Here is an 18,944-nt window from a genome sequence, read left to right as displayed (position 1 = left end):
GGCCGGCGGCGGGTCAGTCGTCCCCACCGCCCGACGCCGTCTTGGAGAAGCCGTCCTGCCATGCGGCCTTCGCCCCGGAGTCGCCGATGCGGTAGACGTCCACGACGGCTCCCGCGGCCACCGCCAGTGCAAGCACCGCCGCTGCGACGCGCACCGGCGCGGCGGACCACCGTGTGCCGCCCGAGGAGCCGGATCGGGACGCTGCGGCGCGGCCGGACGCCCACCAGACGACGACCGACAGGAGGAACAGGCCCCCGGCCCAGGGGAGCAGGCCGTCGCCGAGTTCGGCGTGCCGGCGCACCAGCGCGTTGCTGTCGACGTGTCCCTCCAGCCATTCGCCGGCCTGCGTGGTGAGCGGAACGCTCACGAGCGTGACCAGGGCCAGCAGCGGCAGGACGACGCCCATGCGCTGCGCCGCCTTGGGCCAGATCACACAGAGCACGAGTGCCAGCGCGGTCAGGGGAACGAGGACCACAACGAGGTGCACGAGCAGTATGTGTGCGGGCAGGCCGTTGACCAGGCTCATCGGCGAAATCCTCCAGAGGGTTCGGGTTACCTGTGTCGATCAGGCGCGCCAGCCTGGCACGGGAACCTCTCAGCTTCTTCTGAGAGCTTTTCGTGCCGTCCGTCCGGCCCGGAAGCAGGGCCGAGTGTCCCCTTCCGCATGACCCGGGTGCCGCGGTGAGATGGAAGAAGACCGATCCGGCGGTCATCGTCCCGGATCCACCGAGGTGCGCCATGAACCACTTCACTCTCGCAGCGCGACTGCACCGCCTGACCGCCCCGGGCGTGTCCCGACGGCTGGAACCCGTCCTCCTGGTCGTCACGGCCGCCGCCCTCGCAGGCGGCGGCGTCGCCTGGCTCGCCGACGCCCCGGACCTCGCTGACCTGCTCTGGGCTGTGGGTACCGTGGCGGCCGTCGTCCCCGCGGTGTGGTGGGTGCTGGCCGCGCTGCGGCGCGGACACGCGGGCGTGGACCTGATCGCCGTGCTCGCACTCGGCGGGACCCTGGCCGTGGGCGAGTATCTGGCCGGCGCCCTGATCGCGCTGATGCTCGCCACCGGGCGCACTCTGGAAGCCGCGGCACAGCGGCGCGCCTCGCACGACCTGCGGGCCCTGCTCGAACACGCGCCGCGCTCGGCGCACCGGCGCACGGGCGCGGGAATGGCGACAGTGCCGCTGGAACAGGTCGTCGTCGGTGACCTGCTCGTCGTGCGCCCCGGTGACGTCGTTCCCGTCGACGGCCGGGTGGAAAGCGCCGCCGCCGTACTCGACGAATCGGTGCTCACCGGTGAACCCGTGCAGGTCGAGCGGCTCCTGGGTGAAGGAGTGCGCAGCGGCGTGGTCAACGCCGGCGGCGCCTTCGAACTGCGCGCCACCGCCACCGAGCGGGACAGCACGTACGCCCAGATCGTGCGGCTGGCGCAGCAGGCCGGGGCCGAGTCCGCGCCTGTCGTGCGGCTGGCCGACCGCTACGCCGCCTGGTTCCTTCCGCTCTCCCTCGTCGTCGCGGGACTGGCATGGCTGATCAGCGGCTCCGCCGTACGCGCGGTCGCCGTCCTGGTGGTCGCCACACCCTGCCCCCTGTTGCTGGCCGCCCCGGTCGCCATCGTCTCCGGACTCTCCCGCGCCTCACGCCTCGGTGTCGTCATCCGTGACGGCGGCGCCCTGGAGAACCTCGGCCGCGCCCGCACCCTCCTGCTCGACAAGACCGGCACTCTCACGCGAGGCCGCCCGCGCGTCCTCGACGTCACCGCCGCCCCCGATCTGAAACCCGCGGAAGTCCTGCGTCTGGCGGCCTCAGTCGACCAGTACTCCCCCCACGTGCTGGCCCAGGCCATCGTCGACACCGCCAGAGAACGCGGACTGGAACTGACAGCCCCGACGGACGTCACGGAAGAACCCGGCCGGGGCGCCACCGGCACCGTGGACGGACACCGCGTGTCCATCGGCCGCCTCGACCCCGACCATGCACGGCCCGCCTGGGCCGGGGCGGTCGACAACCGTGCCCTCCTCGACGGCGCGGCGGTCGGCTGGCTCACCCTCGACGGAGAGCCCGCCGGCGCCGTCCTGCTGCGCGACCCCATGCGCGACGACGCCCCGCGCACTCTGCGCCATCTGCGCGCGGCCGGCATCCGGCGGTTGCTGATGCTCACCGGCGACCGCGCCGCGCCCGCCCAGGAGGTCGCCGCCGTCCTGGGTCTGGACGACGTGCGCGCCGAGCTCAGTCCGGCCGGCAAGGTCGCCGTCGTGCGCGCCGAACGTGAGCACGCCGTCACCGTGATGGTCGGCGACGGCGTCAACGACGCCCCCGCCCTGGCCGCCGCCGACATCGGCGTCGCCATGGGCGCGCGCGGCTCCACCGCCTCCTCCGAGGCCGCCGACATCGTCCTGACCACCGACCGCGTCGACCGGCTCGCCGACGCCGTCGCCATCGCCCAGCGCGCCCGCCGCATCGCCGTGCAGAGTGCCCTCGGCGGAATGCTGATGTCCCTGGTCGCCATGGCCGCGGCCGCGTTCGGTCTGCTCCCGCCCGCCGCCGGCGCGCTGCTCCAGGAGGGCATCGACGTCGCCGTCATCCTCAACGCCCTGCGCGCCCTGCGCGTCGACCAGGGGGCACGCCCGGCCGTCACCCCCGCCGCCGAGGCGCTCATCCACCGCTTCGCCGACGAACACCACGACCTTCAGGACGTCCTCGACGCCGTACGCGACGCGGCCGATCGTCTCTCCGACGCCCCCGGCCCCGCAGCCCTCACCGCCGTGGAGGAGACCCACCGCCTGCTCGTCGAACGGCTGCTGCCCCATGAGCACGCCGAGGAACACGAGCTCTATCCCGCGCTCGCCCCGACCCTCGGCGGCCCCGAGGCCACCGCCACCATGAGCCGCGCCCACACCGAGATCGAACGCCTCTCGCGCCGCATCGCCACCCACCTCGAACTGGCCCGCGCCGACGGCGGCCTGGCCCCCGAACAACTCGACGACCTGCGTTCCTGCCTCTACGGCCTCAACACCGTCCTGCGCCTGCACTTCACCCAGGAGGAGGAGAACTACTTCTCCCTCGCCCCGTGAGGAACACCCACCAAGGATCCGGCGCCTGCGGTGCCAGACCGACGGGCGGACGGGCGGACGCTGTCGCATCACGGCGTCTCGATGGCGTCGACGGTCACCACGCCGTTCTGCACGGTGGCCGCTGTGTCTCCGTGGCTCTTGTCAGGCGGTGCTGCCGCAGTCTGCCGACGGGGCCGTGCCGGCGGGGCTCCGCCATGACGGCGGCCTTGGCCAGCAGGCTTCGATTCCGAGACGACACCGATCACGTGGCCGTCGGTGTCGACCACCGGCACGGCGTTCACCTGTTCACGGGCGAGGGCGTGCGCCACGTCGAGGAACGGGCCGGCGCCGGTGGTGGGAGCCGTGGCCCTGCTGTCGGCCGACGCGTGGCGCACGCGCGGCGCGCTGGAACTGGCCGCCCGGGGCGGGGGCCCCGGTCACTGGCGGACCTTATGGAGCAGAAGCTCCGCATCCTGCGCTCCGAGCACGAGCGGTTGGTGAGCGCTGGGGCTGCGGCCGCCCGCGCCTGGCGCGACCTGCTGCCCGAGGCCGAGCGCTGACTGCTGCGGGGGCTGCTCCTGAGCGGGGAACAGGCCCTCGACGCGGCTACGGCAGGCATGGCTCAGGCCGAGGTCACGGTTGAGGCTCTGGTGCATGCCGAAGCGGCTTACGGCCGTGCCGCGCGGGCCGCCGCCGAGTACGCCGCCGCCCGCACCGCCGCCGAGCTCGTGGGGGCGGAGGCGCTGGGCACCCGGCACCGGGTCCGCGCCCTGCGGCGCCGCTGGATCCCCCGCCTGGGCAACCCGGACCACGCAGCGGTGAAGGGTCACTGGAAGGCGGCGTGGATCTCCTGCTCGGTCGCCGTGTGGGAGACGAGGAGGAGTTCGTCGCCGGGGCGCAGCCGCTCCTCCGGGTCCGGGACGGTCGGCTGTCCGTCGCGGATGATGGTGGCGACGACCGTGCCCTCGGGCAGGACGACGTCGCCCAGGGCTCGTCCCGCCGTCCTGGACTGTTCCGTGATGGCCGTTTCGATGACCTCGACTCCTGCCTTGCTGAGCCGCAGCAGGGCGACGGTGTCGGTGGCCCCGGTGGCCTCCTCGATGAGGGAGATCAGCGGGGTGGCGGAGGGGACGGCGACGTCGACGCCCCAGCGTTCGTCGAACAGCCAGGCATTGTCGGCGTCGTTGACGCGGGCGGCGACGCGGGGCACCGAGAACTGCCGTTTGGCGAGGAGGCTGATGACGAGGTTGTCCTCGTCGTCGCCGGTGGTGGCGATGACGAGGTCGGCGGTCAGGGCACCGGAGTGTTCCAGCAGGGCCGGTTCGCAGGCGTCGCCCGCCACCAGTCGCACCGGGACGCGGCCTTCCAGTTCGGCCAGGCGGTCGTCGTCGGTGTCGATGAGGGTGACCTCGTTGCGGGCGGCGGAGAGCACCTGGGCGATCTGGGCGCCGAGCCGTCCCGCGCCGGCGATGAGCACGTTCACGTTCCCAGCTCCTTGTCGAGGAAGCCGCGCAGCCTGCCGAGCGCGGTGGCGGCGACGGCGAAGGTGACCAGGTCGTCCGGCTGCGCGGACGTTCCGTGCGCGGGGATCAGGGAGCGGCCCGCGCGGGTGACCTCGACGACGCGGATCTCGCCGTCGACGTCGAACTCGGTCAGTCGCCGGCCGACGAGGTAGGCGGGCACCTCAGAGCGGACGAGCAGGGTCTCGCCGTTGCCGAAGCTGAGTTCGGCGCTGAGGTGGCGGTGCAGCAGCATCCGGTGGAGCTGGTGGACGGTCCAGCGGACGCTGGCGATGGTGGGGATGCCGAGGTCGTGGTAGATGTCGGCGCGGCGTGGGTCGTAGATGCGGGCGAGGACGATCGGCACGCGGTACGTCTCCCTCGCCGTACGGGCGCTGACGATGTTGCTGTTGTCGCCGGAGGTGACGGCGACGAAGGCGTCCGCGTGCTCGACCCCCGCGGTCCGCAGGACGGCGCGGCTGAAGCCGTTGCCCTCGTGGAAGCGGATGCGGGGGCCGTCGGGCAGCCGCCGGGCGGCCTTGGGGCGCCGGTCGACGACATCGACGTCGTGTCCTTCCGAGGCGAGCAGAGCGGCGAGGCTGGCGCCCACCCGTCCGCAGCCGACGACGATCACTTTCATCGTGGGGCTCCTTTCCGGCGCGCGTCGCGTCGGCGCAGCCACGCCTTGCGGGTCTCGTCCGCGAGCAGGGGCAGGGTGCCGAGTGCGGCCAGGACGGCCCAGTCGGCGGCGGCGAGCGGGGCCGTGTTGAAGACGGCCTGGAGTGGGGGCAGGTAGCTGATCGCGGCCATGAGGGCGACGCCGAAGCCGCCCGCGGCCAGCAGGGCCGGGTTGGACAGCAGGCCCACTTTCAGGATGCTCTGCCGGTCGGTGCGCACGGTGAGCGCGTTGAAGAACTGGCTGAGCACGATCCCCGCCTGGACCATGGTGATCGCCTCCCGGTAGACGGGCGTGTCCTTGGTGAAGTCGTCGAACGGGATCCCCGAGGCGGCGATGTGCCAGAAGAAGACGGCGGTGACGCAGGCCGCCTGGATGCCGCCGAGGAACAGGATCCGTCCCATCACGGCGGCCGAGAACAGCCGCTCCCGGCGCGAGCGCGGCGGCCGGTCCATGACGTCGGGTTCGGGCGGCTCGGCGCCCAGGGCCAAGGCGGGCAGTACATCGGAGCCCAGGTCGATGGCGAGGATCTGCACTGCACTGATGGGCACCAGCGGGAAACCCGCGAAGGTGGCCGCCAGGATCGGGACCAGCTCGCCGATGTTGTGGCTGAAGAGGTAGACGAGGAACTTGCGGATGTTCTGGTAGACGGCGCGGCCGAGCCGTACCGCCGCCGCGATGGAGGCGAACGAGTCGTCCAGCAGGACCATCGCGGCCGCCTCGCGCGCCACGTCGGTGCCCCCGGCACCCATCGCCACGCCGATGTCCGCGTGCTTGAGCGCGGGGGCGTCGTTGGCGCCGTCCCCGGTGACCGCCACCACCTCGCCCCGCCGCTGGAACGCGGTGACCACGCGCATCTTGTGCTCCGGGCTGACCCGGCACAACAGCAGTTCGGACGGTTCGGCGAGCAGTGCGTCGAGTGCGTCGTCGTCCATGGCGTCGAGCCGGGAGCCGGTCACCACCACCGGATCGGGCCGCCGTACGATCCCCACCCGGCGGGCCACGGCCTCCCCGGTCAGCGGGTGGTCCCCGGTGACCATGACGATCCGGATGCCGGCCCGGCGGCAGGCGGCGACCGCGTCGGTGACCTCCGGACGCGGCGGGTCCAGCATGCCGACCAGTCCCAGCAGAGTCAGTCCGGACTCGGCCTCGTCCCGCACGGGCCGGGGCCCGTCGACCTCCCGCCGTGCGACGGCCAGCACACGCAGCCCCTGGGAGGCCAGTTCGTCGCCCGCCGCGACGACCACCGCCCGGTCCCGCTCGGTCAGCGGCTCCCGCCGTCCGTCCCGCTCCGCGTCGGTGCAGCGCGCCAGCAGCTCCACAGGCGCTCCCTTGACGCATGCCTGGTGGCCCGTCGCGGTCTTGTGGACGGTGGTCATCAGCTTGCGGTCCGAGTCGAAGGGGAACTCCGTCACCCTGGGGGTCGCGGCCGCCTCCGCGTCCGGGTCCAGACCGGCCTTGGCCGCTACGACGAGCAGCGCGCCCTCGGTCGTGTCACCGAGCACCCGCCAGTGCTCCTTGGGGCCCGCGGGCGGCACCAGTCGGGCGTCGCAGCACAGACCGGCCACCCGCAGCAGCTCACGCACCGGCGCCGCGTCGGCGACTTCCCCTCGCGGGGCGTAGCCCACCCCCGTCACGTCATGGGTCACGCCGTCCGCCCACACCCGGGTGACGGTCATCTCCGCCTGGGTGAGCGTCCCTGTCTTGTCGGTGCACACCACGGTGGTCGATCCGAGGGCCTCCACCGCCAGCAGTTGCTTGATCAGTGCCTGCCGGCGCGCCATCCGCCGTACGCCGATCGCCAGGGACACCGACAGGGTGGCGGGCAGCCCTTCCGGCACCATCGCCACCATCACCCCCAGCGCGAACACGAACGACGGCAGGACGGACTCGCCGGTGGGCAGCCGGACGACGAACACCAGGGCCCCGATCGCCAGGGCCGCCCCCGCCACCCGGCGCGCCATGACGGCCACCTGGTGCTGAAGCGGGGTCTTCTGCCGCGGCGCGGCGGCGGCCAGCCGGTAGATCCGCCCGAACTCGGTGGACGCGCCCGTGGCGACGACCACGGCACGCCCGGATCCGGCGACCACGTCGGTCCCCATGAAGACGCAGTTGCGGGCCTGCAGCGCCGACCCGGCCGCCACCGGGTCGGCCGTGCGGCCCACGGCATTGCTCTCCCCGGTCAACGGCGCGTTGTCGACCGCCAGTTCGTGGGCCTCCACCACACGGCAGTCCGCCGACACGGCATCCCCGGCCTCCAGCACCACCACGTCCCCCGGCACCAGGTCGCGGGCGGGCACCGACAGTCGTTCCCCGCCGCGCAGCACCCGGCAGGCGTGCGGCACCATCGCCGCCAGGGCCTGCGCCGTGCGTTCCGCCGAGTACTCCTGCGCGAAACCGATGGCCGCGTTCAGCACGACGACGGCCAGGATGGCCACCGCCAGTTGCAGGGTGCCCGCGTCCCGCGGTTCCTGAAGCCCGTACGCCAGGAAGGTGATCGCCGCGGCGACCAGCAGGACCACCGCGAAAAGGTCTGTGAACTGCACGGCCAGGTCTCGCCATACGGCACGGCGTCGCGTCCGGGGCAGCTCGTTGGGCCCGTACCGCTCCAGCCTCTCCCCTGCCTGCGCCGACGCAAGGCCACGGCGTGAGGTGTCCAGCGCGGAGAAGACATCGGCGGCGGCGAGTTCCCGTACCCCCGGCGGCGGGGCGAAGCCGGGAGCCGTCCGTTCGTCGGCGGTCGGCGGGGCCGCGCTCGAGCGCATCAGGCAGGCCCGTACGGTGACGGGTTCGCCGCACGGATGACGCGGAGGACCTTGTTCGAGGCTTCCATCACCAACTCCCGGGGTTCGGCGGCCGTCTCGCCGTTCAGGCGACGGCACCTCTGATCGTGGGCCGGGCCGACCGGGGTCACCAGGGCCGTCCGGGGCAGGGGACGAGGCCGTCCGGCCCTCACACGGGGACGATCACCACGGGGCAGTGGGCGTGGTGCAGCACTCCCTGACTCACCGAGCCCAGCAGCATGCCCGTGAATCCACCGTGCCCGCGGGTTCCCACGACCAGGCCGAGAGCGTGCTCCGAGGCTTCCGTCAGGACTCGCACCGGGTGGCCGCGGACGACTTCGTGGTGCAACTCCACCTCCGGGTGGGTCGCAGTCCGGCCTGTGACCGTCTCGGACAGCACCCGGCGGCACTCCCGCATCGCCGCGTCCTCGTCCAGTGCTCCCAGAAGCGGGGGATGCCATGCGTACAGGGCCCTGAGGGCCGCGCCGCGCAGGGCCGCCTCCTCGAACGCGAGGTCCACCGCCGCCCTGGAGTGCGGGCTGCCGTCGACGCCTACCACGTAGTACGCGGGCTGCTGCGTGACGTGCTCCGGCTCCGGCACGACGACGACCGGGCACGGAGCGTGGGCGGTGAGCGGGAGTGCCACGGAACCGGAACCGAACAGTTCACGCCGGGTGCCGAGGTGCCAGGAGCCCACCACGACCATCGAGGCGCTCTGCGCCTCCTCGCGCAGGACCCACGCAGGCTCCCCGTCCGCCAAGGTCGCCGACACCTCCACCGCCGGCCGCCGGGACTCGACGAAGGCGACCGCCTCCTCGAGCGCCCGTTCCCCGACGGTGCGCAGCGCCTGGCTCCACTGCTCCCAGGCCGGCCGTGCCTCCCCCTGCCGGTATCCACCGAACAGCACCCCCCTGACGTGGACGAGGCGCAGCGGCAGCCCCCGCCGGTCCGCCTCGTCGGCGGCCCAGGCCTGTGCCAGCCGCTTGGAGGGGTCGGGGTCGACGCCCACGACGATCGGCCGACGTCCGTCCGCCCCGGTCATGGCGTCCTCCATGTGCACTGTCCACACCGCCGTCCGTCCGCTCTTCTTCCAGCCTCACTCCTTCCGTCGAACACCGCCACGCCACGGCTTCACGGGCGCGCCGCGGTTGTTCACCGTCGAACCGGTTGGGGCCGGCCGGCCCATGCGGCTTCCGCGTGCCAGGCGGACAGTGGAAGGAGAACAGCACACGACATGAGGAGGCGGGAGTCATGTGGCACCGGACGGTGAGCGACCTCATGACCACATCGGTCGTCAGCGTGCGCAGGGACACCGGCTTCAAGGAGATCGCCAAGCTGCTCGCCGAGCACGACATCACCGCTGTACCGGTCGTGGACGACGACGAACGCGTCCTGGGGGTGGTCTCCGAGGCGGATCTGCTGCGCAAGGAGGCGGACCGACTGGATCCGGGGGGCCTGCTCCCGGTCCTGCGTCCCAAGGCCGCCGACCGTGCGAAGGCGGGGGCCACGACCGCCGAGGGACTGATGAACAGCCCGGCCGTGACGGCCAGGCCGCAGTGGACGGCGGTGGAGGCTGCCCAGGTCATGGAGCGCCATCACGTCAAACGTCTGCCGGTGGTCGACGAGACCGACCGGCTGGCCGGTCTGGTCAGCAGGGCCGATCTGCTGCGTGTCTTCCTGCGTGGCGACAGCGCCATCCGGGAGGAGATATCCGGGGAGGTACTCGTACGCACCCTCGGCATCGCTCCGGAGGCGGTCACCGTGCGCGTCGTCGACGGACGGGTGTCGCTGAAGGGCACCGTCGAGCGCAGGTCGCTGGTCCCGGTCCTCGTACGTCTGTGTCAGGGCGTGGACGGGGTGGTCGATGTCTCCGCGGAGCTGCACCACCGGGTGGACGACACCTCTGCGGCAGCGGAGCCCGAGGCGTCACGCCGCGCCGGACTGGCCACATGAGCGGGGCCGGAGCCGATCGCCCTGAACTCGGCGACGACCGTGACCCTCAGGTGGATCCTGCTGACGAGTTGAGACGAGGTGGTCGGACATGACCGGCACGCCGTACATCGTGAGCGATGTGATGACCCAGACGGTCGTGGCCGTCGGACGGGACGCGCCGTTCAAGGAGATCGTGCGGACCATGGAGCAGTGGAAGGTCAGCGCCCTGCCGGTGCTGGAGGGCGAGGGACGGGTCGTCGGCGTCGTCTCCGAGGCCGACCTGCTGCCCAAGGAGGAGTTCCGCGACGAAGAAGAGGGCCTCTCCCAGCAGCGACAGCGCCTGGCCGATGTCGCCAAGGCCGGTGCGACCAGGGCGGAGGAGCTCATGAGCACCCCCGCCGTCACCGTCCACCCGGATGCCACTCTCGCCCAGGCCGCGAGGATCATGGCTGTCCGGCACGTCAAGCGGCTGCCCGTGGTCGACGACATCGGCATGCTCCAGGGCATCGTCAGCCGCGCCGACCTGCTGAAGGTCTTCCTGCGGTCGGATGAGGAGATCGAGGAGGAGGTCCGCCGCACGGTGGTGTCCTACCTGTTCCCGGCCTTCACTCACGCCATCCACGTGACCGTGCACGAGGGAGTCGTCACCTTGCGCGGAGACATCCGTGACACCTCGCTCATCGCGGTGGCCGTGCGCCTCGTACGCGCCGTCGAGGGCGTCGTGGACGTCGAACCGCACCTCGCCGGCGAGTCGACGGATCCAGGCGGACCCCAGGCGCACGGGTCCTGACCACAGGTGCCGCTGACGATGGGCGCGGGCCGTCCTGCCGTCCCAGGGAGGGGACGAATTCCCTGCAGACGTGGGCGTCTGGGCTGTGCTGGTCGTCTTCGCCGTCCTGCTGTTCCGGTCCGTGTCCCGGTCCTCCGACATCGGCGCCGCACAACCCGGCCCCGTCCCCGAGCAGCTCCTCGCAGAGCGCTTCGCCCGCGGGGAGATCGACGAGAACGAATACCGCCGCCTGGCCGTCCTGCGTCCTGGGCCCGTTCGACCCCCGTCGGGCGAAGACGCCGGCGAGAAGTAGCGCGTGCCCCCTTGGCCACGCCGTTGTCGCCCGCCGCGAGGGCGGGGCGTCGTCGCCCCCGTCGCCGCCGGACATCGCCGTGACCGCGCGTGCATGTTCGGCACGCACCGCCGTGACCTTGTCAGCCGGGCTCGGCCCGGCACGCACGTCGCCCAGGCCGAGGACGGAGGAGACTTCTCGGGCGGGCTGAGTGCGGTCGCCGGTGAGCGTCGGCAGCCTTTCGATGCCGGACGCCGTAGGCGGCGCAGCGTGCGGGGTGCGCCGGTCGGACGCGGTCGCGCAGCAGTACGGCGCCGGCCGGCAGTCCGCCCAAGAGCGCGCGGTTGTCGACGGCCCGGAACCAGAGAGGGCGGGCGTCGGACCCGCCGAGGCCGCCGATCGAGCCCCGGTGGTCGTCGGCGAGTTCCGGGCGAGGAAGGCCGCCGGGCTGAGCACCTCCGTGGGTCTCGTCCGGCAGGAGTGTCCGGCCTCGTCCCAGGTTCTCCAGGGCACCGCACCCGCGGACGACCACGCCGAGGCGTGGGGCGCGGGACAGACCGGAGCCGACCGCGATGGGCGCGACGGGCAGCAGCGGGCACAGCATGGCGTGGGCCCCCGTCCAAGAGACGGGGGCCCACCGCTGTCGGGGGTCTCAGCCGACGAACTCGCCGACCGCTGTCTTGAGTTCGCTCAGTCCCTTCTTCGCGTCGGTGAAGAACATCCCGGTCCTCGGGTCGGTGTAGAGCTCGTTGTCGATGCCCGCGTAGCCATGTCCCATCGACCGCTTGATGACGACGACGCTCTTCGCCTTGTCGACGTCGAGGATCGGCATCCCGGAGATCGCGTTGCCGGGGCGGCGGGCGATCGGGTTGGTGACGTCGTTGGCGCCGATGACGAGCGCGACGTCCGCCTGCGGGAACTCCGGGTTGGCCTCGTCCATCTCCTTCAGCTGGGTGTACGGCACGTTCGCCTCCGCCAGGAGCACGTTCATGTGGCCCGGCATACGGCCGGCGACCGGGTGCACGGCGTAGCTGACGTCTACGCCGTGGTCGGTGAGCAGCTTGGCCAGGGCGCCGAGTTCGTGCTGGGCCTGGGCGGCGGCCAGTCCGTAGCCCGGCACGAAGACGACCTTGCTCGCGTAGGCCAACTGAATCGCCACGTCGTCCGCGCAGACCGGGCGCACCTGGGCAGGCGCCCCGCCCGTACCGGCCGCCGTCGGTGCGCTGTCGCCAGTGCCGAAGCCGCCCACGACGATGTTCGCGATGGACCGGTTCATGGCGTCCGCCATCAGCTTGGTGAGGATGCCGCCCGAGGCGCTGACGAGCATGCCCGCGATGATCAGGGCGGTCTCGTTCAGGACGAAGCCGGCCATGGCGACCGCGGATCCAGTGAAGGCGTTCAGCAGGGCGATGACGACCGGCATGTCGGCGCCGCCGATGGGCAGCACCATGGTCACGCCGAACAGCAGCGCCACGGCGGTCAGTCCGTACAGTGCCGTACGGGAGTCCGGTGCCAGCACCAGCCAGACGGCGCCCGCCACGAAGGACGCCGGCAGCACAACGTTCAGCAGCCGTACTCCCGGGAAGACGACGGGTGCCCCGGGCACGGTCCCCTGCAGTTTGCCGGCCGCGATCAGCGAGCCGGAGAAGGTGACCGCGCCGATGACGATGTCCAGCGCGCCCGGCAGGGAGACGCGCGCGCCGAGGGCGGCCGCATCGTCCGCCTGGAGCAGGTCGTTCACGGCGATGAGCGCGGCCGCGCCGCCGCCGACGGCGTTGAAGAGGCTGACCAGTTGGGGCATGGCGGTCATCCGCACCTCGCGCGCGGCCCACAGGCCCAGGGCCGCGCCGACGAGACCGCCCGAGGCGAGCACGAGCCAGCCGGTCGCGCTGATGCGGCCTTCGTCGGCCACCAGCCACACCGTGGCCACGATCGCTACGGCCATCGCGGCGGCGGAGAGGGTGTTGCCCCGGCGAGCGGTGCGCGGGTGGTTCATCAGGTGCAGGCCGAGCACGAAGCAGGCGGCCGCGGCGAGGAAGACGTAGTGGACGGTGTTGGAGACGGTGTCCATGGCGATCACACCTCCGCCTTGTCGTGCGTCGCGACCGCCTGGGACTTGGCCTTGAACATCTCCAGCATCCGGTCCGTGACGACGTAACCGCCGACGACGTTCATCGCACCGAAGACCATGGCCACGAAGGCCAGGACATGGCCGAGCCAGGTGTGCGACTCGGCCGCGATCAGCATGGCGCCGACGACGACGATGCCGTGCACCGAGTTGGAGCCGGACATCAGCGGGGTGTGCAAGGTCGCGGGGACCTTGCTGATGACCTCGATGCCGACCAGCACGCTCAGCACGAACACGGTGATCGCGGTGAGGAGGTCGAGGTCGTTCATGATGTTTCACCTCCCATGAGGGCGCCCGTGATCTCGTCGGCGGGGTCCAGGACGAGTTCGCCCTCGTGCACCAGGTGGCGCAGCAGGGCGACGAGGTTGCGGGCGTAGGCCGTGGACGCGGCGGTGGCCATCGCGGACGGCAGGCGTCCGGCGCCGATGACGGTGACCCCGTTGTCCAGTACGGCGGTCTTGTCGGGTTCGGAGTTCTCGACGTTGCCGCCGAGTTCGCTCGCGGCGAGATCGACGACGACCGAGCCGGAGTGCATGCGTTCCAGGACGGATGCGGTCACCAGGAGCGGCGGCCTGCGGCCGGGGACCTGGGCGGTGGTGATGACGATGTCGGAGCGGGCGATGTGCGTGTCGAGCGCCTCGCGCTGGGCCCGTTGCTCCTGTGCCGTCAGCTCTCGTGCGTAGCCTCCCCTCTCGGTGCCCGGTTCCCCGTCCGGCGGGCGCGGGACGTCGAGGAACCGGGCGCCGAGGGACCTCACCTCCTCTCGTGACGCGGGGCGTACGTCGTACGCCGAGACGACGGCGCCGAGACGGCGGGCGGTGGCGATGGCCTGCAGACCCGCCACTCCGGCGCCGAGGACCAGAACCTGCGCCGGGCGCATGGTGCCCGCCGCGGTGGTCAGCATCGGCAGGAAGCGGTCGTAGGAGTCGGCGGCGAGCAGGGCCGCCTTGTAGCCGGCGATGTTGGCCTGTGAGGTCAGCGCGTCCATGGACTGGGCGCGGCTGAGGGTGCGCGGCAGCAGGTCGAGGCTCACCGTGCGCACTCCGCGCCCGGCCAGTTCCTGGACCAGCGAAGGGTGGCGCAGGGGTTCGAGCAGGCCGATCAGGGTCTGGCCGGAGCGCAGGGCCCCGGCGGTCTCCGGGTCGGGCGCCGTCACGCACAGCACCAGGTCGGCGCGGGCGTACAACTCCTCCGGGGGTACGACGGTCGCGCCCGCGGTGGTGTAGTCGGCGTCGGTGAACCAGGCTCCGGAGCCCGCCCCGGTCTCGACCAGGACGTCGAGCCCGGCCCGGCGCAGAAGGGTGACGGCCTCGGGGACGAGGGCGACCCGGCGTTCGCCGGGTGCCCGCTCCCGTACGGCGCCTACGGTGACGGTGGCCATGGTGTGCTGCCTCTCCCCGTGGCCCGGTGGGCGCCGGGCCACGGATCTCTCGGAAGTCCCGGACTCTTCGAACCTCCGGGCCTCTCAGAACTCGAAGACGAGCCGGGCTTCGGCCCGTCCGCCGAGGACCTCGTCGAAGGAGTCGTTGACGTCCTCCAGGCGCCGGGACTCGGCGATGACCTGGGTGCGTCCGGCCGCGTGCAGCGCGAACACCTCGGCCAGGTCCTGCCGGGTGCCGACGATCGAGCCGATGACGGAGATGCCGCCGAGCACGGTCTCGAAGATCGGCACGCTGACCGCCGCGTCGTCCGCGGGCAGCGCGACCATGACCAGGCGTCCGCCGCGGTTGAGCGACCGGTACGCCTGCTCGAAGGCCTTGGGCGCGGCGGCCAGCACGATCGCCACGTCCGCTCCGCCGGTCTTCCTGATCTCCTCGACCGGGTCGTGGGTGCGGGCGTTGACGAGCACGTCGGCGCCGAGCCGGTGGGCCAGGCCCAGCTTGTCCGGTTCGAGGTCGACGGCCGTGACCAGGCCGCCGACGAGGCGGGCGTACTGCACCGCGAGGTGGCCGAGACCTCCGATACCGAAGACCGCGACTCGCTCGGCCGGGACCACGCGGGCGACCTTGATCGCCTTGTAGGTGGTGACGCCGGCGCAGGTGAGTGGTGCGGCGTCGAGCGACGACACGGCGTCGGGGACCCGCACCACCGCGCCGGCGTCCGCGACCGTGTACTCGGCGTAGCAACCGTCCACCGAGTAACCGGAGTTGACCTGCGACTCGCACAGGGTCTCCCAGCCGGAGACGCAGTAGCGGCAGGTGCCGCAGGACGAGCCGAGCCAGGGAACGGCGACGCGCTTGCCGAGCAGGTCCTCGCAGACGCCGGCACCGACGGCCTCGACGGGGCCGACGCCCTCGTGGCCGGGGATGAACGGAGGCTGGGGCTTGACCGGCCAGTCGCCGTGGGCGGCGTGGATGTCGGTGTGGCAGAGCCCGGAGGCCTCCATGCGGACGAGTAGCTGTCCGGGGCCGGCTTCGGGGACGGGCAGATCCTGGATCTCCAGGGCCTTGCCGAAGTCGGTGACCACTGCTGCCTTCATGACGTGCTCCTCAACTGGTGCGGCACCGTGGTGCCTTGATGCGGGTGACAAAGCGCAGTCCGTCCCCGGCCGGGAGGGAGAAGCCGCCCGGTGTGCCCGGTTCGACGTCGAGGACGAAGAGAGGGCGGCCGAGGGCCTCGTAGTGGTCGGCGTTCATGTGGAAGGTGCAGCCGTGCACCACGCCGACGAGCATGTCGCCGTCTCCCAGGGTGAATTCGCCGCCGGGGAAGCACATCGGGTCGCTGCCGTCGCAGCAGCCGCCCGACTGGACGAACATCACCGGCCTGCCCCGGGCGGCGCGCAGGGCCTCGATGGCCTTGCGGGCCGCCCGGGTGGCCGTGACGTGTCCCGCGGTGCCGTTCTCGACTCTCGCGGACATGTCGTCCCGCTCCTTCCTAGAACAGCCCGAGCGGCTTGGTGCCGTAGCTGACCAGGAGGTTCTTGGTCTGGCTGTAGTGCTCGAGCATCATCTGGTGGTTCTCGCGGCCGATACCGGAGACCTTGTAGCCGCCGAACGCGGCACCGGCGGGGTACTGGTGGTAGCAGTTCGTCCAGACCCGGCCTGCCTTGACGGCGCGGCCCATGCGGTAGGCGAGGGCGCCGTCGCGGCTCCACACGCCGGCGCCGAGGCCGTACAGCGTGTCGTTGGCGATCTCGAGGGCCTCGGCCTCGTCCTTGAAGGTGGTGACCGCGAGGACGGGTCCGAAGATCTCCTCCTGGAAGACCCGCATCTTGTTGTGGCCCTTGAGGACGGTCGGCTCGTAGAAGAAGCCGTCCGCGAACTCCCCGCCGAGGGTGGGCCGTTGGCCGCCGATCAGCAGTTCGGCGCCCTCCTTGACGCCGATGTCGACGTAACTGGCGATCTTCTCGACCTGCTGCTTCGACACCTGGGGGCCGATCATGGTCTCGGTGTCGAGCGGGTCGCCCTGCCTGATGGCGCGGATCCGCTCCAGGCAGCGGCCCATGAACTCCTCGTAGATGTCCTCCTGGACGAGGGCACGGGAGGGGCACGTGCAGACCTCGCCCTTGTTGAACGCGTACAGCACGAGTCCTTCGACGGCCTTGTTCAGGAAGTCGTCGTCGGCCGCGGCCACGTCGTTGAAGAAGATGTTCGGCGACTTGCCGCCCAGCTCCAGGGTGACCGGGATGATGTTCTGGGACGCGTACTGCATGATCAGCCGGCCCGTGGTGGTCTCGCCGGTGAACGCGACCTTGGCGATGCGCTTGTTGGTGGCGAGCGCCTTGCCGATCTCGGCGCCGGGTCCGTTGACGACGTTGAGGACGCCCGGCGGCACGATGTCGCCGACGACCTCCATCAGCTTCAGGATCGACCACGGGGTCGGCGAGGCGGGCTTGATCACCGTGGCGTTGCCGGCGGCGAGCGCCGGAGCCAGCTTCCACGCGGCCATCAGCAGCGGGAAGTTGAACGGGATGATCTGCCCGACCACGCCCAGCGGCTCGTGGAAGTGGTAGGCGATGGTCTCCTTGTCGATCTCGGTGATCTCGCTCTGCTGCGCGCGGATCGCGGCCGCGAAGTACCGGAAGTGGTCGGCGGCGAGGGGGATGTCGGCGGCCAGGGTCTCGCGGACCGGCTTGCCGTTCTCCCAGCTCTCGGCGACGGCGAGTTCCTCGCGGTGGGCGTCGATGGCGTCGGCCATCTTGTTCAGGACCGCGGCGCGCTGGGCCGTGGTGGCCTCGCCCCACTTGTCCTTGGCGGCGTGCGCGGCGTCCAGGGCGAGTTCGATGTCCTCGGCACCGGACTTCGGGATCTCACAGATCGGCTTGGCGGTGGCGGGGCTCAGGTTGGGCGTGTACTGGCCCGTGGTGGGCGCCTGCCACTTGCCGCCGATGAAGTTCTCGTAGCGGGGCGCGACGTCGACGGGACTGCCCGGTGCGCCCGGAGGCTCGTACTTCATGACCGTCTCCTCTCGGATGACGTCCGATCACGACGATCGGGGTGACACTCAGAACGCTAGGAGCGGGAACGCTGCAATACCGCTGCATACGGGCGGACCTGCGGGAACACGGCTGTCTCCAGGTTCAGCGCACGGGCCCGCGCGGCGGCCGCGGCATGCTGGGCCGAGCCGGCGGGCAGCGCCCGGGCCAGGGCCGCCCAGGCACCGAGGTCCTCGGTGCCCCAGTCCGCCTCCACCCAGCGGCGCAGCAGCCGGATGTCGCCGCTGCCGAGGACGGCCCCGCGCAACTGCTGCTCCAGACAACGGCGGTGCGCCACGACGGCCGGTGCCTCGGAACGCGGCAGCAGCGGGCCGGGGTAGCGGGCGAGCGCCTCACCGACCCGGCCCTCGGCGAGCAGCCGGGACATGTCGTCGAAGTCCGTCCGTACGGGGCGCAGCAGGGCGTAGGGGCGGGAGCCGAGCAAGTCCGGTCCCAGGACCGCGCGCAGCCTCGTCATCTCGGCCCGCAGTGTCGAGGCGGGCAGTTCGCGTTCCGAGAGGTCCACGGCGAGCCGGTCCCCCGTCACGCCGCGGCCCGTCAGGGCGAGCGCCAGCACGATCTCGCTGTGCCGGGGACTGAGGTGATGTCGACGGTCTCCGTACTCCAGAAGGGCGCTGTCCCGGCCCAGAGCCCACAGGCGGACCTCGCGCGGGGCCGCCGTGCCTCTGTCCGGCCCGAGGAGAGGCACGGACGGCAGCCGGGCGAGCTGTGCCTCGGCCGCAAGGGCGGCGGCGCGTACCGCGGCGAGGGCCGGCGGCGTGGCGATGGTGGCGCCGCCGGACAGGTCGACCACCCCCAGCACACGTCCCGTGGCGGGGTCGCGCACCGGGGCGGCGGCGCAGGACCAGGCCCGCACGGCGGCGCTGTAGTGCTCGTCCGTCACGATCTGCACCGGACGGCCCAACTCCAGTGCGGTCCCGGGGGCGTTGGTGCCGGCCTGTCGCTCCGACCAGACGGCTCCCTCGACGAAGCGCATGCGCTCCGCCCGTCTCATGGCCCCGGTGTCGCCCTCGACCCAGAGCAGGGTGCCGTCGGCGTCGCCGACCGCGAACACGTGCGCGTCATCGGCGGCACCGGAGCCCAGAAGTTCGCGGAACAGGGAAAGCACAGAGGCGAGGGGGTGGGCGCGGCGATGGGCGTCGAGTTCTTCGGGCCCCCAGCGCAAGGGGGGCGGACGGCTGTCGTCCCGGCGTACACCGCGGGCCCTGCAGCGCAGCCACGAGTCGGCCACGAGGCCCCCCGTTCCCCGCTCATGGGTGGTATGGAGCACGGTGGCCGAGGCATCGTCGGAAGCGTCCATGGCACCTCCCGCGTGCCTTCCTGTCGGCTCCGGCACGAGGTCATGCCGGGAGGGTCGCCGAACCAGCTCCCAGGCTGGTCCG

General features: G+C 72.1%; 17 protein-coding genes. 4 read left to right on the top strand and 13 right to left on the bottom strand.

The window, feature by feature from the left end; genetic code table 11:
• Positions 1-13 precede the first annotated feature (13 nt).
• Positions 14-526, bottom strand: a complete 513-nt coding sequence (locus ACIBTS_RS22930; protein ID WP_399321674.1) for a DUF2231 domain-containing protein — start codon at positions 524-526, stop codon at positions 14-16.
• A 212-nt stretch (positions 527-738) separates the two neighbouring features.
• On the opposite strand from ACIBTS_RS22930, the gene ACIBTS_RS22925 reads away from it, so the two are divergent.
• Positions 739-3,069, top strand: a complete 2,331-nt coding sequence (locus ACIBTS_RS22925) for a heavy metal translocating P-type ATPase (RefSeq protein ID WP_399321672.1) — start codon at positions 739-741, stop codon at positions 3,067-3,069.
• Between the two features lie 68 nt (positions 3,070-3,137).
• Here ACIBTS_RS22925 and ACIBTS_RS22920 read toward each other — a convergent pair whose 3' ends face one another.
• The 5 genes from ACIBTS_RS22920 to ACIBTS_RS22900 all read right to left on the bottom strand — a co-directional run bounded on the left by ACIBTS_RS22920 (position 3,138) and on the right by ACIBTS_RS22900 (position 9,048).
• Positions 3,138-3,443: a CBS domain-containing protein gene (locus ACIBTS_RS22920; protein WP_399321671.1), complete on the bottom strand. Its 306-nt coding sequence runs from the start codon at positions 3,441-3,443 to the stop codon at positions 3,138-3,140.
• Positions 3,444-3,874: 431 nt separating this feature from the next.
• A complete protein-coding gene (locus ACIBTS_RS22915) occupies positions 3,875-4,531 on the bottom strand; it encodes a potassium channel family protein (protein ID WP_399321669.1) in 657 nt (218 codons plus the stop codon).
• Positions 4,528-5,187, bottom strand: a complete 660-nt coding sequence (locus ACIBTS_RS22910) for a potassium channel family protein (protein WP_399321667.1) — start codon at positions 5,185-5,187, stop codon at positions 4,528-4,530. Before ACIBTS_RS22910 ends, ACIBTS_RS22915 begins: the two co-directional genes overlap by 4 nt.
• Entirely contained in the window at positions 5,184-7,988 is a 2,805-nt protein-coding gene (locus ACIBTS_RS22905; protein WP_399321665.1) for a cation-translocating P-type ATPase, read from the bottom strand. The genes ACIBTS_RS22910 and ACIBTS_RS22905 overlap by 4 nt, the downstream gene beginning before the upstream one ends.
• Before the next feature lie 187 nt (positions 7,989-8,175).
• A complete protein-coding gene (locus tag ACIBTS_RS22900) occupies positions 8,176-9,048 on the bottom strand; it encodes a universal stress protein (protein WP_399321663.1) in 873 nt (290 codons plus the stop codon).
• A gap of 209 nt (positions 9,049-9,257) precedes the next feature.
• Between ACIBTS_RS22900 and ACIBTS_RS22895 the strand changes: the two genes are divergently transcribed.
• The 3 genes from ACIBTS_RS22895 to ACIBTS_RS22885 all read left to right on the top strand — a co-directional run bounded on the left by ACIBTS_RS22895 (position 9,258) and on the right by ACIBTS_RS22885 (position 11,020).
• On the top strand, positions 9,258-9,959 hold the full coding sequence (locus ACIBTS_RS22895) for a CBS domain-containing protein (protein ID WP_399321661.1): 702 nt from the start codon (positions 9,258-9,260) through the stop codon (positions 9,957-9,959).
• 88 nt (positions 9,960-10,047) lie between these two features.
• Positions 10,048-10,728, top strand: a complete 681-nt coding sequence (locus tag ACIBTS_RS22890) for a CBS domain-containing protein (RefSeq protein WP_399321659.1) — start codon at positions 10,048-10,050, stop codon at positions 10,726-10,728.
• Between the two features lie 70 nt (positions 10,729-10,798).
• Positions 10,799-11,020 carry an SHOCT domain-containing protein gene (locus ACIBTS_RS22885; protein WP_399321657.1) on the top strand — a complete coding sequence of 74 codons (222 nt, stop codon included), beginning with the start codon at positions 10,799-10,801 and terminating at the stop codon, positions 11,018-11,020.
• Positions 11,021-11,651: 631 nt separating this feature from the next.
• Here the strand turns inward: ACIBTS_RS22885 and ACIBTS_RS22880 are convergent.
• The 7 genes from ACIBTS_RS22880 to ACIBTS_RS22850 form a co-directional block, all read right to left on the bottom strand.
• On the bottom strand, positions 11,652-13,070 hold the full coding sequence (locus ACIBTS_RS22880; RefSeq protein ID WP_399321655.1) for an NAD(P)(+) transhydrogenase (Re/Si-specific) subunit beta: 1,419 nt from the start codon (positions 13,068-13,070) through the stop codon (positions 11,652-11,654).
• Positions 13,071-13,075: 5 nt separating this feature from the next.
• The gene (locus ACIBTS_RS22875; RefSeq protein WP_399321653.1) at positions 13,076-13,396 is read right to left on the bottom strand and encodes an NAD(P) transhydrogenase subunit alpha; all 321 of its coding nucleotides are present in this window, start codon (positions 13,394-13,396) and stop codon (positions 13,076-13,078) included.
• Entirely contained in the window at positions 13,393-14,508 is a 1,116-nt protein-coding gene (locus ACIBTS_RS22870) for an NAD(P) transhydrogenase subunit alpha (protein ID WP_399321651.1), read from the bottom strand. The genes ACIBTS_RS22875 and ACIBTS_RS22870 overlap by 4 nt, the downstream gene beginning before the upstream one ends.
• Positions 14,509-14,592: 84 nt before the next feature.
• Complete coding sequence (locus ACIBTS_RS22865; RefSeq protein WP_399321649.1) at positions 14,593-15,606, bottom strand: zinc-dependent alcohol dehydrogenase; 1,014 nt, start codon at positions 15,604-15,606, stop codon at positions 14,593-14,595.
• A gap of 10 nt (positions 15,607-15,616) precedes the next feature.
• Positions 15,617-15,985, bottom strand: coding sequence for a DUF779 domain-containing protein (locus ACIBTS_RS22860; protein ID WP_319670749.1), 369 nt, complete (start codon positions 15,983-15,985; stop codon positions 15,617-15,619).
• 16 nt (positions 15,986-16,001) lie between these two features.
• Positions 16,002-17,522 carry an aldehyde dehydrogenase family protein gene (locus ACIBTS_RS22855; protein WP_399321648.1) on the bottom strand — a complete coding sequence of 507 codons (1,521 nt, stop codon included), beginning with the start codon at positions 17,520-17,522 and terminating at the stop codon, positions 16,002-16,004.
• 56 nt (positions 17,523-17,578) lie between these two features.
• The gene (locus tag ACIBTS_RS22850) at positions 17,579-18,862 is read right to left on the bottom strand and encodes a GAF domain-containing protein (RefSeq protein WP_399321647.1); all 1,284 of its coding nucleotides are present in this window, start codon (positions 18,860-18,862) and stop codon (positions 17,579-17,581) included.
• Positions 18,863-18,944 lie beyond the last annotated feature (82 nt).

Origin of the sequence: Streptomyces sp. NPDC050121 (assembly GCF_044460385.1) — a bacterium.
Classification (GTDB): domain Bacteria; phylum Actinomycetota; class Actinomycetes; order Streptomycetales; family Streptomycetaceae; genus Streptomyces; species Streptomyces soliscabiei.
The sequence above is the reverse complement of the archived record's forward strand: the minus strand, read 5'-3'. Positions and strand labels throughout refer to the sequence as shown.